General features: G+C 72.4%; 16 protein-coding genes. 11 read left to right on the plus strand and 5 right to left on the minus strand.

The window, feature by feature from the left end; translation table 11 throughout:
- Positions 1-49: 49 nt before the first annotated feature.
- A complete protein-coding gene (locus tag ACWC0C_RS11420) occupies positions 50-1141 on the plus strand; it encodes a bifunctional succinyldiaminopimelate transaminase/glutamate-prephenate aminotransferase (protein WP_450863642.1) in 1092 nt (363 codons plus the stop codon).
- Between the two features lie 118 nt (positions 1142-1259).
- Here ACWC0C_RS11420 and ACWC0C_RS11425 read toward each other — a convergent pair whose 3' ends face one another.
- On the minus strand, positions 1260-1679 hold the full coding sequence (locus tag ACWC0C_RS11425) for an ATP-binding protein (protein WP_450863386.1): 420 nt from the start codon (positions 1677-1679) through the stop codon (positions 1260-1262).
- Between the two features lie 298 nt (positions 1680-1977).
- Complete coding sequence (locus ACWC0C_RS11430) at positions 1978-2970, minus strand: heavy metal transporter (protein WP_450863388.1); 993 nt, start codon at positions 2968-2970, stop codon at positions 1978-1980.
- Between the two features lie 98 nt (positions 2971-3068).
- Between ACWC0C_RS11430 and dapE the strand changes: the two genes are divergently transcribed.
- Together dapE and ACWC0C_RS11440 are read left to right on the plus strand one after the other, a co-directional pair.
- Positions 3069-4148: a succinyl-diaminopimelate desuccinylase gene (dapE, locus tag ACWC0C_RS11435; RefSeq protein WP_450863390.1), complete on the plus strand. Its 1080-nt coding sequence runs from the start codon at positions 3069-3071 to the stop codon at positions 4146-4148.
- Positions 4149-4252: 104 nt separating this feature from the next.
- A complete protein-coding gene (locus ACWC0C_RS11440; RefSeq protein WP_449201370.1) occupies positions 4253-5011 on the plus strand; it encodes an LOG family protein in 759 nt (252 codons plus the stop codon).
- A 176-nt stretch (positions 5012-5187) separates the two neighbouring features.
- Here the strand turns inward: ACWC0C_RS11440 and folP are convergent, their stop codons facing one another.
- A complete protein-coding gene (folP, locus tag ACWC0C_RS11445) occupies positions 5188-6048 on the minus strand; it encodes a dihydropteroate synthase (protein ID WP_450863391.1) in 861 nt (286 codons plus the stop codon).
- A gap of 137 nt (positions 6049-6185) precedes the next feature.
- Here folP and ACWC0C_RS11450 point away from each other — a divergent pair, with 137 nt between their 5' ends.
- Genes ACWC0C_RS11450 through ACWC0C_RS11460 form a run of 3 tightly spaced genes read left to right on the plus strand, consistent with a single transcriptional unit; the run spans position 6186 to position 7776 of the window.
- Positions 6186-6542 (plus strand): DivIVA domain-containing protein, encoded by a 357-nt coding sequence (locus tag ACWC0C_RS11450; protein ID WP_449201372.1) that lies wholly within the window; start codon positions 6186-6188, stop codon positions 6540-6542.
- Positions 6539-7129 (plus strand): DNA-3-methyladenine glycosylase I, encoded by a 591-nt coding sequence (locus tag ACWC0C_RS11455; protein WP_450863393.1) that lies wholly within the window; start codon positions 6539-6541, stop codon positions 7127-7129. The genes ACWC0C_RS11450 and ACWC0C_RS11455 overlap by 4 nt, the downstream gene beginning before the upstream one ends.
- Before the next feature lie 5 nt (positions 7130-7134).
- Positions 7135-7776 (plus strand): GNAT family N-acetyltransferase, encoded by a 642-nt coding sequence (locus ACWC0C_RS11460; RefSeq protein WP_450863395.1) that lies wholly within the window; start codon positions 7135-7137, stop codon positions 7774-7776.
- A gap of 135 nt (positions 7777-7911) precedes the next feature.
- On the opposite strand, the gene chcB is transcribed toward ACWC0C_RS11460, so the two are convergent.
- Entirely contained in the window at positions 7912-8715 is an 804-nt protein-coding gene (chcB, locus tag ACWC0C_RS11465; protein WP_450863396.1) for a 2-cyclohexenylcarbonyl CoA isomerase, read from the minus strand.
- A gap of 372 nt (positions 8716-9087) precedes the next feature.
- Between chcB and ACWC0C_RS11470 the strand changes: the two genes are divergently transcribed.
- The gene (locus tag ACWC0C_RS11470; RefSeq protein WP_069778857.1) at positions 9088-9255 is read left to right on the plus strand and encodes a DUF3117 domain-containing protein; all 168 of its coding nucleotides are present in this window, start codon (positions 9088-9090) and stop codon (positions 9253-9255) included.
- Between the two features lie 84 nt (positions 9256-9339).
- Here ACWC0C_RS11470 and ACWC0C_RS11475 read toward each other — a convergent pair whose 3' ends face one another.
- A complete protein-coding gene (locus tag ACWC0C_RS11475; RefSeq protein ID WP_449201393.1) occupies positions 9340-10038 on the minus strand; it encodes an O-methyltransferase in 699 nt (232 codons plus the stop codon).
- 245 nt (positions 10039-10283) lie between these two features.
- Here ACWC0C_RS11475 and sigE point away from each other — a divergent pair, with 245 nt between their 5' ends.
- The 4 genes from sigE (at position 10284) to ACWC0C_RS11495 (ending at position 14628) form a co-directional block, all read left to right on the plus strand.
- Positions 10284-10994, plus strand: a complete 711-nt coding sequence (gene sigE, locus ACWC0C_RS11480; protein WP_449201376.1) for an RNA polymerase sigma factor SigE — start codon at positions 10284-10286, stop codon at positions 10992-10994.
- On the plus strand, positions 10991-12049 hold the full coding sequence (locus ACWC0C_RS11485; RefSeq protein ID WP_450863397.1) for a zf-HC2 domain-containing protein: 1059 nt from the start codon (positions 10991-10993) through the stop codon (positions 12047-12049). Before sigE ends, ACWC0C_RS11485 begins: the two co-directional genes overlap by 4 nt.
- Before the next feature lie 134 nt (positions 12050-12183).
- The gene (locus ACWC0C_RS11490) at positions 12184-14076 is read left to right on the plus strand and encodes a trypsin-like peptidase domain-containing protein (protein WP_450863399.1); all 1893 of its coding nucleotides are present in this window, start codon (positions 12184-12186) and stop codon (positions 14074-14076) included.
- An 84-nt stretch (positions 14077-14160) separates the two neighbouring features.
- Positions 14161-14628: a sec-independent translocase gene (locus ACWC0C_RS11495; RefSeq protein ID WP_449201379.1), complete on the plus strand. Its 468-nt coding sequence runs from the start codon at positions 14161-14163 to the stop codon at positions 14626-14628.
- Positions 14629-14756 lie beyond the last annotated feature (128 nt).

The raw sequence follows: 14756 nt of genomic DNA on the forward strand, positions 1-14756 counted from the left end.
CACGGGACCGAGGCGTTTGCCGCACCGTACGAAAGTGAGCCTGATTCCCTTGTCTGCAGTCTCCGACCGGCTCCCCACCTTCCCCTGGGACAAGCTGGAGCCGTACAAGAAGACGGCCGCCGCGCACCCCGACGGGATCGTCGACCTCTCCGTGGGCACCCCCGTCGACCCGGTGCCCGAACTGATCCAGAAGGCCCTGATCGACGCGGCCGACTCCCCGGGCTACCCGACCGTCTGGGGCACCCCGGCGCTGCGCGACGCGATCACCGGCTGGCTGGAGCGCCGCCTGGGCGCCCGCGGGGTCACCCACCGCCATGTCCTGCCGGTCGTCGGCTCCAAGGAGCTGGTCGCCTGGCTGCCGACCCAGCTGGGCCTCGGCCCCGGCGACAGGGTGGCCTACCCGCGCCTCGCCTACCCCACCTACGAGGTCGGCGCCCGCCTCGCCCGCGCCGACTACGAGGTCTACGACGACCCGCGCGACCTCGACCCCGCCGGCCTGAAGCTCCTCTGGCTGAACTCCCCGTCCAACCCGACGGGCAAGGTCATCTCCCAGCAGGACCTGACGGACATCATCGCCTGGGCCCGCGCCCACGACATCCTGCTGTTCTCCGACGAGTGCTACCTGGAGCTGGGCTGGGAGGCCGACCCGGTCTCGGTCCTGCACCCGGACGTCAACGGCGGCTCCTACGACGGCATCGTCGCCGTCCACTCCCTCTCCAAGCGCTCCAACCTGGCGGGCTACCGCGCGGCCTTCGTCGCCGGTGACCCGGCCGTCCTCGGCCCGCTGCTGGAGATCCGCAAGCACGGCGGCATGATGACCTCCGCGCCCACGCAGGCGGCGGCGGTGGCCGCCCTGGGCGACGACGCCCACGTCCACGAACAGCGCGAGCGCTACGCCGCCCGCCGCGAGGCCCTGCGCGCCGCGCTGCTGGGCCACGGCTTCCGCATCGAACACAGCGAGGCCAGCCTCTACCTCTGGGCCACCCGCGACGAGTCCTGCTGGACCACGGTCGCCCACCTGGCCGACCTGGGCATCCTGGTCGCACCGGGCGACTTCTACGGCGAGGCGGGCGAGAAGTTCGTACGAGTGGCCCTGACGGCGACGGACGAACGAGTCCAGGCGGCGGTCAGCCGCCTCTAGCCGCCGTGGGCAGAGGTTTCCGACTGCCCAGCCGCCGCAGACGACGCCGCCGCAGACAAAAGCCGACGGGGCCCAGGGAACTCCCTGGGCCCCGTCGGCGGCATTCAAAGCCGACCGCTTAGCCGAGCGGCAGCGCTCCGCCCTGCACCGGCAGCTGCGGCAGCCCGGACTTCGTGGTGGAGGACGCGGCGTCCCCGACGACGCTTCCCGCCGCCCCGGCAGCCTGCCCCGCGGCCTTCTGCGCGACCGGAGCCGTCTTCTTCACGGCGTTGGTGCCGGTCTTGGCCGCGCCCGGCAGGGTCTGCCCGACGGCCTTGCCGCCCGTGGCGGCCGCCAGGGAGGTGGCGTTCTGTGCGGCGCCCTCGACGGTGCCGCCGACGTTCGCCGTGTCCGGGGCGGTCAGACCACCCGTGTTCGGGGTCGCCACCGGCAGGTTCGTGGCCGCACCGGCGGAGCCGGCCGCACCGACCCCGGCAGCCGCTCCCGCTGCGACGAGCAGCGCGGCACGGGCGATCCGGCGGGTCAGAGGGAGGGACATGATGCTCCATTCGACGGGAGAGAACGGTGTCTGTGTCCGGCCCGGCTCCGGGCTCGGACGCCGTGACTACCGCTCGAAGCCCGCGAAGGTTGCGGACGCCCCAGGTAAAGAATGGATAACGCATCGCATTATCAGGTGTGGATAAAAACGGGCAAAGAACGTCTGCCCGAAATCCCGCAGAATCCTTACAGCCCTTGATTTCCAAGGGATTCCGGAATCGGCACTCGTTTCGCCCGGAGCGTGCGCCGGACCGGCGCCGCGCAACCCCTGGGAGCGATCCCCCGTACTACTGTCCGGTCTACTGTCCGGTCACGATCCGGACGATCCCCTCGGACGTCTCCGTAACCCCGGCCCCGCCCGAAGCGGCCGGCTTCCACCGGCCGCCGTCGCTCCCCGAGGCCCACTCCCGCCCCGCGTACGACACCCGCTGGATGTGCAGCGTCGAGGAGTTGGCCACGGCCCACTGGGCCAGCTGCCAGCCCCGCTGGCGCTCACCACGCCCGATCGCGTCCACCTTCGTGCCCTGCGGCACGGGCACGGTCACGGTCCGCCCCTGCGCGGTCGCGGTCACGCTCGGCGAGGGGGACGGAGCCGGCACGGGCGTACCGCCCACCTCCGCACCGGCCTCCTGCAGCGCGTCCCGTCCGAAGTCCCGTACCAGCGCGGCCCGTACGGCGTCCGGGCCGGTCGCCGTCGCCGCACCGTCCGGGCGGCCGTCGCAGGTCAGCGTGGCCGCCGCACGGCCGGTCAGCGCCGCCGCCAGCAGCTTGGCGTCCGGCTCGTGCTTGGCGTACGCCTCCGGGTAACCGCTGCGCTGCACCTCCTGGGCCGCCTTGGTCAGCGGCAGATCGGTGTAGTTCGGCACCTTGGCCAGATGCGCGTAGAAGATGCCCGCCGCGTACGCGGGGTCCATGATCTGCTGCTCGGTGCCCCAGCCCTGCGAGGGCCGCTGCTGGAACAGGCCCAGCGAGTCCCGGTCGCCGTGCTCGATGTTGCGCAGCCCCGACTCCTGCAGCGCGGTCGCCAGCGCGATCGTCACGGCCCGCTCGGGCATCCCGCGCCCGGTCCCGACGGCCGCGATCGTCGCCGCGTTCACCGCCTGCTCCGGCGTGAACTCGTACGACGTCCCGTCACCGCCGGCCGAGACCACCTTGCAGCCGCGTGCTCCGCCGCCTCCGGTGACGTACTGCACCACGAGGTACGCGGCGACGCCGCACAGGACCAAAAGGGCCGCACCGAAACGGAAGAGGCGGCCGCGGTGTTTGGGACGGGTGGGGGACGGCTCTGACACGCGTACAAGGTACTGGAGGTCCGTCGGACCCTCACGAGGGGTTACCGGGACAGCGCTTACCCCCGGGCCCCGGCGAGCGGCGCGCTAGGGTCGACGCCATGGCCGACACCTCGCTTGACCTCACGCTCGACGCCGCCGCGCTCACCGCGCAGCTGGTGGACTTCGCCTCCGAGAGCGGCACCGAGAAGCCGCTCGCGGACGCGATCGAGACCGCCCTGCGCGCCCTGCCGCACCTGACGGTCGACCGCCACGGCAACAACGTGATCGCCCGCACGAACCTGGGCCGCGCCGAGCGCGTGATCCTGGCCGGCCACATCGACACCGTCCCGATCGCGGACAACGTGCCCTCCCGCCTGGACGAGGACGGCGTGCTGTGGGGCTGCGGCACCTGCGACATGAAGTCGGGTGTCGCGGTGCAGCTGCGCATCGCCGCCACGGTCCCCGCCCCCAACCGGGACATCACCTTCATCTTCTACGACAACGAAGAGGTCGCCGCCGAGCTGAACGGCCTCAAGCACGTCGCCGAGGCCCACCCGGAGTGGCTGGCGGGCGACTTCGCGGTCCTGCTGGAGCCCTCCGACGGCGAGGTCGAGGGCGGCTGCCAGGGCACCCTGCGCGTGCTGCTGAGGACGAAGGGCGAACGGGCCCACTCGGCGCGCGGCTGGATGGGCTCCAACGCCATCCACGCGGCGGCCCCCATCCTGGCCCGCCTCGCGTCCTACGAGCCGCGCTGGCCGCTGATCGACGGCCTGGAGTACCGCGAGGGCCTGAACGCGGTGCGCATCGGCGGGGGAGTGGCCGGCAACGTCATCCCCGACGAGTGCGTGGTCACAGTCAACTTCCGCTACGCCCCCGACCGCACCGAGGAGGAGGCGATCGCGCACGTCCGCGAGGTGTTCGCGGACTGCGGGGTGGAGGAGTTCGTGATCGACGACCACAGCCCCGGTGCGCTGCCCGGCCTGTCCCACCCGGCCGCGGTGGCCTTCATCGAGGCGGTGGGCGGCACTCCGCGGCCCAAGTACGGCTGGACGGACGTCTCCCGCTTCTCCGCGCTCGGCGTCCCCGCCGTCAACTACGGCCCGGGCAACCCGCACTTGGCGCACAAGCGCGACGAGCGGGTGGAGACGGCCAAGATCGTGGCGGGCGAGGAGCGCCTGCGGACCTGGCTCACCGCGTAGGACGCCCGTACGGCGCACGCGTGCCGGACACGCGCATGTCCCCCCTCCGTAACCGGCGTGGATCTACGCTGAGGTGGTACCACCCGCGATCGGAGGGAGCACACATGCCTACCGGCAACCCCGAGGGGAAGAAGATCCCGCCGGACGAGCAGCGGCTCGGACCGGTCCTCCGGCGGCGGGGACAGGTGACGGCCAGCACGACCGACCAGCGGCTGCTGGACGAGCGCGCCCCCACGGACTGGGTCCACACCGACCCCTGGCGCGTGCTGCGCATCCAGTCGGAGTTCATCGAGGGCTTCGGCACGCTGGCCGAACTCCCGCCTGCCATCAGCGTGTTCGGCTCGGCACGCACACCGGAGGACTCGCCGGAGTACGACGCCGGGGTGCGGCTCGGCCGGGGCCTGGTGGAAGCCGGCTGGGCGGTGATCACGGGGGGCGGCCCGGGTGCGATGGAGGCGGCCAACAAGGGCGCCTGCGAGGCCGGTGGCGTCTCGGTGGGCCTGGGCATCGAACTGCCCTTCGAGCAGGGGCTCAACCCCTACGTCGACATCGGCCTGAACTTCCGCTACTTCTTCGTCCGCAAGATGATGTTCGTGAAGTACGCGCAGGGCTTCGTGGTGCTGCCGGGCGGCCTGGGCACCCTGGACGAACTCTTCGAGGCCCTGACCCTCGTCCAGACCCAGAAGGTCACCCGCTTCCCGATCGTCCTCTTCGGCAGCGAGTACTGGGGCGGCCTGGTCTCCTGGCTGAAGAACACCCTGGTGGCCCAGGGCAAGGCCGCCGAGAAGGACCTCCTCCTGTTCCACGTGACGGACGACGTGGAGGAGGCGGTGGCCCTGGTGTCGAAGGAGGCGGCCCGCTAGCGAGCCGTCGACGCGGGGCTTCGGCCGACGTCCACAGGCAACCGGCGTTGCAGCTCACCCCCGGGGGGCTCCGCCCCCCGGCCCCCGGCCTTTGCCCACCCACCACCCGGCGAAGGCAATGGCTAGGTGGGTGTGGTGGGCAAGACGGGGGTCCAGGGGGCGGAGCCCCCTGGTGGCTACGCCAGGCCCCGGCGAGCCACCGCAGGGACCCGGTGCCCGGCGATGGACGCCACCATCTCCAGCACCTGCCGGGTCTCGGCCACCTCGTGCACCCGGTACACCTGCGCCCCGAGCCACGCGGACACCGCGGTCGTCGCCAACGTACCGATCAGCCGCTCCTTCACCGGCCGGTCCAGCGTCTCGCCCACGAAGTCCTTGTTGGACAGGGACACCAGCACCGGCCACCCGGTGGCCACCATCTCGTCCAGCCGCCGCGTCGCCTCGAGACTGTGCCGCGTGTTCTTCCCGAAGTCGTGTCCGGGATCGATCAGCACCGACTCACGCGGCACCCCGAGCGACACCGCCCGCTCCGCCAGCCCGAGGGTCACCTCGAGAATGTCGGCCACGACATCGTCGTACGTCACCCGGTGCGGACGGGTCCGCGGCCGCACGCCCCCCGCATGCGTGCACACCAGCCCCACCCCGTACCGCGCGGCGACCTCCGCGAGCCCCGGATCGACCCCGCCCCAGGCGTCGTTCAGCAGATCCGCCCCCGCCTCGCACACCGCCTCGCCGACCTCGGCCCGCCAGGTGTCCACGCTGATGATCACGTCCGGGAAGCGGCGCCGTACCTCCGCCACGAAGCCGACCGTCCGCCGCGCCTCCTCCTCGGCGGTGACCTCCTCGCCCGGCCCGGCCTTCACCCCGCCGACGTCGATGATCGCGGCGCCCTCGGCGACCGCCTGCTCCACACGCGCGAGGGCCGGCTCGTCGCGGAAGGTGGACCCCTGGTCGTAGAAGGAGTCCGGAGTCCGGTTCACGATCGCCATGATCACCGGCTCGTGGGGCCCGAATTCCCGCCTGCCCAGCCTGAGCATCCGCTGTGCCCTCTCCTCGTACGTCCCGCAGTACAGCCGCCTGTGACCCTAACTGTCAGACTCGCATGGCACGATCGGACGCAGACAGATTCAGCGTCCGGCACAACGTCCGGCACGGAGCGTGGGGACCCCTGGCGATGGTGATGTTCTTGTTCCTGGTCGTCGCGCTGGCCGTCGTGGTCGCCGCGGTGACACTCGCCGTGGTGGGCGGCGGCGGGAGCGGCCCGCTGCCCGAGGTGGCACCGGAGCGGTTGCAGGACCCGCTGCCCCCGGACCGCCCGGTGGGCCGCGCGGACGTGGAGACCCTGCGCTTCCCGGTGGCCCCGCGCGGGTACCGCATGGCGGATGTCGACGACGCCCTCGGCCGGCTCGCCGCCGAACTCGCCGAGCGGGACGCCCGCATCGCCGACCTGGAGTCCGCGCTGGCCGGCGCGAGAGCCGCGGCGGCACACGTCCGCATGGAGAAGCCCGAGCACCCGGAGGACCAGCGATGAGCGACGGAGCCGCCCTCGCCGGACCCGACGGCGCCCTGCGCTGCCCGTGGGCCCTGTCCACCGAGGACTACGTGTCGTACCACGACGAGGAGTGGGGCCGCCCGGTCCACGGCGACGACGCCCTCTTCGAGCGGATCAGCCTGGAGGCCTTCCAGTCGGGCCTGTCCTGGATCACGATCCTGCGCCGCCGCGAGGGTTTCCGCGAGGCCTTCGCCGGCTTCCGCATCGAGAAGATCGCCGCGTTCACCGACGAGGACCGCGAGCGCCTGCTGGCGGATCCCGGCATCATCCGCAACCGCGCCAAGATCGACGCCACGCTCGCCAACGCGCGCGTGCTGGCCGACTGGTCCGAGGGCGAGCTGGACGAGCTGATCTGGTCCCACGCCCCCGACCCGGCCGGCCGCCCCGTCCCGAAGACCCTCTCCGACGTCCCGGCCGTGACACCGGAGTCCACGGCTCTGTCCAAGGCCCTGAAGAAACGGGGCCTCAGATTCGTCGGCCCGACGACCGCGTACGCCCTGATGCAGGCGTGCGGCCTGGTCAACGACCACCTGGCGGCCTGCGCGGCCAGAAGCACGGGTGCCTGACGCGCATGTCCCGGACCCTGGCCGACATCCTGGACGCGGCGGCCCACGGGCACTTCCCGCCGCCCGACGGCGGTACGACCGTGGTGCCGCAGCCCAGCCACCGCGACGCCGGAGTGATCGCCTTCACCGCGCACTCCGTGGTGTTCACCGACGAGGACCCGGACTGGGTGCGCGGCACGCTCGCCTCCCTCGACTGCGACGAGCTGGCGGCCGCGATGAACGCCCGCTTCCTGGCCGCGTTCCTGGCCCGCACGGGCCGGTCGACCGACACCATAGACCTGCTCACCGTGGCGAGTTCCCTGCCCGGCGACCCCCCGCTGGAGCTGCGCGAACTCGCCGACCCCGACCATCCGCGCGTGCACAGCGCCCGCAAGCGCCGCGACGACGTCCGCGTCTGGGCGACGGACGGCGGAGTGCTCGTCCTCGGCCGGGGCGTGGCGGGCCGCTGGGAGACGGCGATCGAGGTGGACGAGGCCGCCCGGCACCGGGGCCTGGGCCGGACCCTGGCCACGGCCGCCCGCCACCTCGTCCCCCCGGGCGAATGGATCTGGTCCCAACAGGCCGCCGGCAACGCCCGCAGCGTCCGCGCCTTCCAGGCAGCCGGCTTCCGCCCGGTGGGCGCGGAGGCCCTGCTCATCGCACGCTGAGCGCTCCGCTGGAATTGCCGCGATGTCGTTCGTCTGCGGCGCCGTCGTGGCTGGTCGCGCAGTTCCCCGCGCCCCTTCGGGGTGCTGCCTGACCGCGAGGTCCGGCGGGCCGGCCTCCCCCGGGTCCCTCCGCCCTCACCGGCCCAGGTACTTCGGCTTCTCCTTGTTGACGAACGCCTGTACGGCGATCGCGTGGTCCTCGGACCGGCCGGCGCGGGTCTGCAGCTCGTCCTCCTTCTCCAGGGTCTCGGCGAGGGAGTGCGTGAGGCCGTAGGACACCGCCTCCTTGATCGCCGCGTACGCCACCGTCGGGCCCTCGGCCAGGGCTCGTGCCGTCTTCTCGGCCTCGGCGCGGAGTTCGGCGGCGGGTACGAGGCGGTTGGCGATGCCCAGGTCCAGCGCGTCCTGGGCGCTGATGCTGCGCGGGAAGAGGAGCAGGTCGGCGGCACGGCTCGGGCCGATCACCCGGGGCAGGGTCCAGGAGATCCCGGAGTCGGCGGTCAGGGCCACGCCCGCGAAGGACGTGTTGAAGGAGGCGGTGTCGGCGACCAGCCGGTAGTCCGCGGCGAGCGCGAAGCCGAACCCGGCCCCGGCCGCGACCCCGTTCACCGCGGCGACGACCGGCTTGGGCGCCCCGGCGAGGGCCTTCACGATCGGGTTGTAGTGCTCCTTGACCGTGCTCATCGTCTGCCCGGTCCCGGTCTCCCGGTCGGACACGAGCAGCCCGATGTGCTCCTTGAGGTCCTGGCCGACACAGAACGCCCGGTCCCCGGCGGCGGTCAGCAGGATCGCCCGTACGGCCGTGTCCCCGGCCGCGGATTCCGCCGCCTCCCGGAGGGCGACCTTGGTCGCGATGTTCAGCGCGTTCATCGCCTCGGGGCGGTTCAGCGTGATCGTCGCGAGTCCGTCGCTCACCTCGTAGAGCACGGTGTCGGCCATGGCGCATCCCCTCCGGTGTCACGGATGACGTACCGCTCAGTACGTCCCTGTATGAAGGACAGCATGGCGGAGATCGCCGTCCAAGAGCCGGACCGGACGTGTGACCTGCGTCAAAGAAAACCGCGGTGGAGTCGGTCGGCGGATCTCCGTGCGGCGGTGCAGTATCGCAGCCACATCCCCGAATTGGGTGGTTTTGCTCGCGCGCGTTGCCCAAGCGATGCCGACTGATGTTGGTCATCGGGTCCTGCGATGCGGGATAATGGCTGGGAAGCAATGTGTTCGATGCCGGTGTCGCGTGTCCGTTCCGGAACCGCGGAAGCCCTCCGGGGGCTCTCGGCAGACGATGAGCTGGTTTCAGGAAGGGGAACGAGCATGGCGGCCATGAAGCCGCGGACGGGTGATGGCCCGCTCGAGGTGACCAAGGAGGGGCGGGGCATTGTCATGCGCGTTCCGCTCGAAGGCGGCGGTCGACTCGTCGTCGAGCTAACCCCTGACGAGGCCAAGGCGCTCGGCGACGCCCTCCAGGACGTTGCCGGCTGACGCCCCAGCGATCCTGCCTTCCGGCTGCCCCGGCATCGTACGCGGTGCCGGGGCAGCCGCGTATCCGCCTCCGAGGCCGGCCGGTCAGCGCTTGACGGCGCACAGCAGGCCGTCGCCCACCGGCAGCAGCGACGGCACCAGCTCCTGGCTCTCGCGCACCGTGCGCAACAGCTCCCGCAGCCGCAGCACCTCCGTCGGCTGCGGTCCCGAGTCCACCGTACGGCCGTTGGCGAAGACCCCCTCGAAGACCACCAGTCCGCCCGGCCGCAGCAGGCGCAACGATTCAGCGAGATAGTCCGGGTACTCCAGCCGGTCCCCGTCGCAGAAGACGAGGTCGTAGCCGGCGTCCGCGAGCCGGGGGAGTACGTCGAGGGCGCGGCCGGGGATGAAGCGGGCCCGGTTGCTGGCGAATCCGCAGGCGCGGAAGGCCTGCCGGGCGAACTGCTGGTGCTCCGGCTCCGGGTCGACCGTGGTGAGCACCCCGTCCGGGCGCATCCCGTGCAGCAGATGGATTCCGGACACCCCGCAGCCGGTGCCGATCTCCGCGACCGCCTTCGCGTCCACGGAGGCGGCGAGCAGACGCAGCGCGGCGCCCGTGCTGGGCGACACCGAGCGCAGCCCTGCCTGGCGGGCCCGGTCGCGGGCCCACCGCAGCGCTTCGTCCTCGGCGACAAAGGCGTCGGCGAACGCCCAGCTCGTCTGCCGGTTGCCGGTAATGACGCTCTCCTGTCCCCGTGGTTGCCTGGGCGTGACTGTATCCGTTGGCGTCGGGAACCCGCAGATGGGACCGGGCGTTTAAAGGGTTGAGACGGTGGCCCGGGACGCGACGGGGGTAAGACGGGGTGCAAGGGGTGGATCAGTACGCCGAGCAACTGCTGACGCAGCCGTATGAGCCGTATCAGCCCAGATCAAATTCTCGTAAAACCGCTTATGGGGAGCTAACGGGCGAGGTGGCTATGGTAGGGGCTCCACTGGACACCACCAGAGCTGACAGGGGAGGTGCGGCTGCGCCTGGAGATCGGGGCGGAGTGCTGCGGCGCTTCCTCGGATCGGCGGGCAGGCCGAAATCCGTGACCGACACCGCTGCTGACCACCACGCCGGTCCCGCCGCAGGCGAGGCCCAGACCGCGACCTTCTCCACCGACGCGGACGGGCAGGCGTGGACTCCGCCCACCTGGGAGGAGATCGTCAGCACCCACAGCGGCCGGGTCTACCGACTGGCCTACCGCCTGACGGGCAATCAGCACGACGCCGAGGACCTCACCCAGGAGGTCTTCGTCCGAGTCTTCCGTTCCCTGTCGACGTACTCGCCCGGCACCTTCGAGGGCTGGCTGCACCGCATCACGACCAACCTCTTCCTGGACATGGTCCGGCGCAAGCAGCGCATCCGCTTCGACGCCCTCGGCGAGGACGCGGCAGAGCGCCTGGCCAGCCGCGAGCCCACCCCGCAGCAGCTCTTCAACGACGCGCACTTCGACGCCGACGTCCAGCAGGCCCTGGACACCCTCGCGCCCGAGTTCCGCGCCGCCGTCGTCCTGTGCGACATCGAGGGCCTGTCGTACGAGGAGATCGCCGCGACCCTGGGCGTGAAGCTCGGCACGGTCCGCTCCCGTATCCACCGTGGCCGCTCCCAGCTCCGCAAGGCCCTCGCGCACCGCTCCCCGGAGGCCCGCGCGGCCGAGCGGCGCTCGTTCCTGGCCCGTGTCCCCGCTCTGGGGGGAGGGGGCGCGACCGCGTGAGTGGATCTCGACCCAAACCTGCGGAGGCACACCTCGCAGAGCAGCACCTGGGAGACCGGCTCTCCGCCCTGGTGGACGGGGAACTCGGTCATGAGACGCGTGAGCGGGTCCTCGCGCACCTGGCCACCTGTGCCCGGTGCAAGGCGGAGGCGGACGCCCAGCGCCGACTGAAGAACGTGTTCGCGGAGGCGGCCCCGCCGCCGCCCTCGGCGAGCCTGCTGGCCCGCCTCCAGGGCCTTCCCGGAGGGGGTGACCTGGACGGCGATGGCATGCCGCCGCCCGGGGGAGGCCTCTTCGGCCGCGACTGCGACGACGAGACCGCCAGAACCGCCGGAGCGGCCGGAACCACCGCGGCCTCCGGAGTCTTCGGCGTCTTCGGCGTCTTCGGAGTGAGGCGCGGCGAGCGCTTCACGTTCGGGTACGTCCCCGCCGACTCGCGGCATGCCCTCCCCGCGCCGGAGGAGCGCGGCTTCCGCATCCATCCCGTCGGCCGCCCGGACGACGGCCGCTCCGCCTCGCGGGGTCTGCGGTTCGCCGTCGCCGCCGCCGGCGCGGTGTCGCTGGCCGCGGTCGCCCTCGGCGGCGTGACCGCCGGCGTCCCCGGTGACACCACCGCGGAGGCCCGCGGCGGCTCCGGCACCGGCAGCAACGTGGTCCCGGCCCGCTCGGCCGGCACGGGCGCCGGCACCGGCGCGGCCACGCCCGACACCCAGCGCCGTCGCGCGGTGGGACCGCTGCTCGCCCAGGGCGGCTCACAGCTCGGGCAGTCGACGGCCGTCCCGACCTCGATCTCCGCACCGCTGGTGCCCGGACTGCCGTCCTCCGGCATCAATCAGGCCCAGGGCGACGCGATGCACAGTCTGACCGCGCCGGTGATGGCCGGGGCGGCCGCCTTCTCGCCGCTGATACGTCCGCTCGACGACACCGTGGTCTACCCGCTCAACGCCTGGTCCACGGTCCCCGGAGTGACCGGCTCCGGTCTGCTGTCCGCCCCCGTCCCCGACACCACCCCCGCTCCCTCGTCGTCCCCCGCCGCACCCCAGCAAACTCCCTGACCGGCCACTGCGCCACGGCCCGCGAACCTGGTTGAATCCTGTGAGGGCCGTTCCCGTGGTGTTGACCCGGGGGCGTAGTCGACGTTCCGCTGCCGCCGCCGAAGCGCGCGGCCGCGGCCAGCCGTGGGGAGAGCATGAACGAGGGGAACCGTGTCCCACCGAAGGAGGCCCCGGAGGGAGCGGCGGAGGTGACACCGGCCGCCCGAACCGAGGCCAGCGGTGGCGTCGGTGGAGCCACAGGTGACGGGGACTTCGAGCTGGCCAAGCCGGCCCCGGGACCGGCGGGCGGTGCCGAGGCGGACGGTGCCGAGGCGGACGGGGGCGCTACGGCGGCCGTAGCGCCCGGTGCCGGGGATATGGCCTGGGCGGCTCCCACCGAGCGGCCCAAGCCGTTGCACGACCCCGACCCCTACGGCACCCCGCCGTACGGCGAGCCGGGCCCCTGGGCGCCCGCACCGCCCGTACAGCACCCGACGGCCACCCCGGCCCAGGGCACACCCACGCCACCCCTGGCCTCGGCCCCCGCGCCGGTACCCGGCCCGCCCACACAGATGGCGAGCACACCCGCACCCGCACCGGGACCGCACACGCCCGTGGCCGACGCACCGGCGCCCGGCACCACGCCCCTGCCCACCCCCGTCGCCGCCGGCCCCAGTGTTCCGGCCCCCGGCGCTCCGGCCGCGGGAATGCCCGCCCCCGGTACTCCGGCCGCAGGCGTTCCGGCGCCCGGAGCCCCCGCCCCCGGCGCCTCCGCCCCCGTAGGCCCCCCGGCGGGCCCCGTTGCGTCACCCGGTGCGGAGGCTCGGTCGGGGCCGCGTTATGACCCCTGGGCCGCCGGTTCCCCCGCGGAGCAGGTGGTCGCGCAGGGGGCTCTGCAGCAGACCGGTGCCGGTGTGCTGACGGAGGAGCAGCGGCGGCGGCGGGGGAAGCGACTGCTGGTGGTGTGGAGCCTTGTGGTCGCCCTCGTCTCCGCCGGTATCGGCGGGGTCGCCGGCGCCTATGTCGAACGCGAGGGCCTCGGCGGTGGCGTACATCTGCCGCAGGCCGGGCGCGTGCCCGCCGGGCGGGCGCCGAACAGTGTGGCCGGGATAGCCGCCCGTGCGCTGCCCAGCGTCGTCACCCTGCACGTCACCGGGACCGACCAGGCCGACACCGGCACCGGCTTCGTACTCGACACCCAGGGCCACATCCTCACCAACAACCACGTCGTCGCGCCCGCCGGATCGGACGGCGCCATAACCGTGACGTTCAGCAGCGGCGAGACCGTGAAGGCCGAGGTCATCGGACACGACAGCGGCTACGACCTCGCCGTCGTCCAGGTGCACGGTGTGCACGGGCTCACCCCGCTGCCCCTCGGCAACTCCGACGACGTCCGGGTCGGCGACCCCGTCGTCGCCATCGGCGCCCCCTTCGACCTCGCCAACACCGTCACCTCCGGCATCATCAGCGCCAAGGAGCGGCCCATCACGGCCGGCGGTGAGAAGGGCGACGGGAGCGACGTCAGCTACGTCGACGCGCTGCAGACCGACGCGCCCATCAACCCGGGCAACTCAGGCGGACCCCTGCTCGACTCCCGGGCCCGGGTCATCGGCATCAACTCCGCCATCCGTTCCGCCGACGGCGGCTCCGACTCGGAGAGCGGCCAGGCCGGCTCCATCGGCCTCGGCTTCGCCATCCCCGTGAACCAGGCCAAGCGCGTCGCCGAGGAACTGATCAACGACGGCCATGCGACCCACCCCGTGATCGGCGTCACGCTCGACATGGCGTACACCGGCGACGGCGCCCGCATCGACGGCAAGAGCGCGTCCGGCGGGCCCGCCGTGAGCAAGGGCGGCCCGGGTGAGCAGGCAGGTCTCCAGGCGGGCGACGTCATCACCGAGGTCGACGGTCAGCGGGTGCACACGGCCGAGGAGCTGATCGTCAAGATCCGCGCCCACCGGCCGGGCGACCGGCTGCGGCTGACGGTCCGGCGCGGCGGCACGGACCGGGAGGTTCTGCTCCGGCTGGGCGCGGCGGAGCAGAACTGACACAAGTCTCACCTCGGGACGGTACCGGTCGGACAGGAACGCCGGGTACCGTTGAGCGACCGAGGACATCGCAAGGAGCGTCAGGTGTTCAATGACATAGGACCACTGGAGCTGGTGACGATCATTGTGCTCGCCGTGCTCGTTTTCGGTCCGGACAAGCTCCCGAAAGTGATCCAGGACGTGACGCGCACGATCCGGAAGATCCGCGAGTTCTCGGAGAGCGCCAAGCAGGACATCCGTAGCGAACTCGGCCCGGAATTCAAGGACTTCGAGTTCGAGGACCTCAACCCCAAGACGTTCATCCGCAAGCAGCTGGACAACGACGAGCTGGGGCTGAAGGAGATCCGCAACGGGTTCGACCTGAAGAAGGAGATGGCCGAGGTCACGGACGCCGTACACGGGCGCGAGAGCGAAGCGTCCGCGTTGTCCTCGTCGGCCTCGTCATCTGCGTCGTCCTCGGGTTCCGCCTCCTCGGGGCGCGTCGACATGACCAAGAAGCCCGAGGAGCCCGGCAAGGACGACCTGCCGCCGTTCGACGCGGACGCCACCTAGGCGCATCCCCGGCGCCGACACGCGCACGGGGGCGTACACCGCGCACGTGACGCGTTTCATAGCACGCACCCGTCGCATACGGCCTGAACAGGTCGTTCACACGACCCACGCATCCAGCGCCTGTGCTG

The sequence above is a fragment of the Streptomyces sp. NPDC001709 genome, from assembly GCF_053596375.1.

What these genes read in the sequence shown, in the direction of transcription:
- ACWC0C_RS11470 (WP_069778857.1), top strand. Translation starts at nt 9,088, where the DNA reads ATGGCGGCCATGAAGCCGCGGACGGGTGATGGCCCGCTCGAGGTGACC.
- ACWC0C_RS11450 (WP_449201372.1), top strand. Translation starts at nt 6,186, where the DNA reads ATGGTGATGTTCTTGTTCCTGGTCGTCGCGCTGGCCGTCGTGGTCGCC.
- ACWC0C_RS11455 (WP_450863393.1), top strand. Translation starts at nt 6,539, where the DNA reads ATGAGCGACGGAGCCGCCCTCGCCGGACCCGACGGCGCCCTGCGCTGC.
- folP (WP_450863391.1), bottom strand. Translation starts at nt 6,048, where the DNA reads ATGCTCAGGCTGGGCAGGCGGGAATTCGGGCCCCACGAGCCGGTGATC.
- ACWC0C_RS11440 (WP_449201370.1), top strand. Translation starts at nt 4,253, where the DNA reads ATGCCTACCGGCAACCCCGAGGGGAAGAAGATCCCGCCGGACGAGCAG.
- dapE (WP_450863390.1), top strand. Translation starts at nt 3,069, where the DNA reads ATGGCCGACACCTCGCTTGACCTCACGCTCGACGCCGCCGCGCTCACC.
- chcB (WP_450863396.1), bottom strand. Translation starts at nt 8,715, where the DNA reads ATGGCCGACACCGTGCTCTACGAGGTGAGCGACGGACTCGCGACGATC.
- ACWC0C_RS11490 (WP_450863399.1), top strand. Translation starts at nt 12,184, where the DNA reads ATGAACGAGGGGAACCGTGTCCCACCGAAGGAGGCCCCGGAGGGAGCG.
- ACWC0C_RS11425 (WP_450863386.1), bottom strand. Translation starts at nt 1,679, where the DNA reads ATGTCCCTCCCTCTGACCCGCCGGATCGCCCGTGCCGCGCTGCTCGTC.
- ACWC0C_RS11460 (WP_450863395.1), top strand. Translation starts at nt 7,135, where the DNA reads ATGTCCCGGACCCTGGCCGACATCCTGGACGCGGCGGCCCACGGGCAC.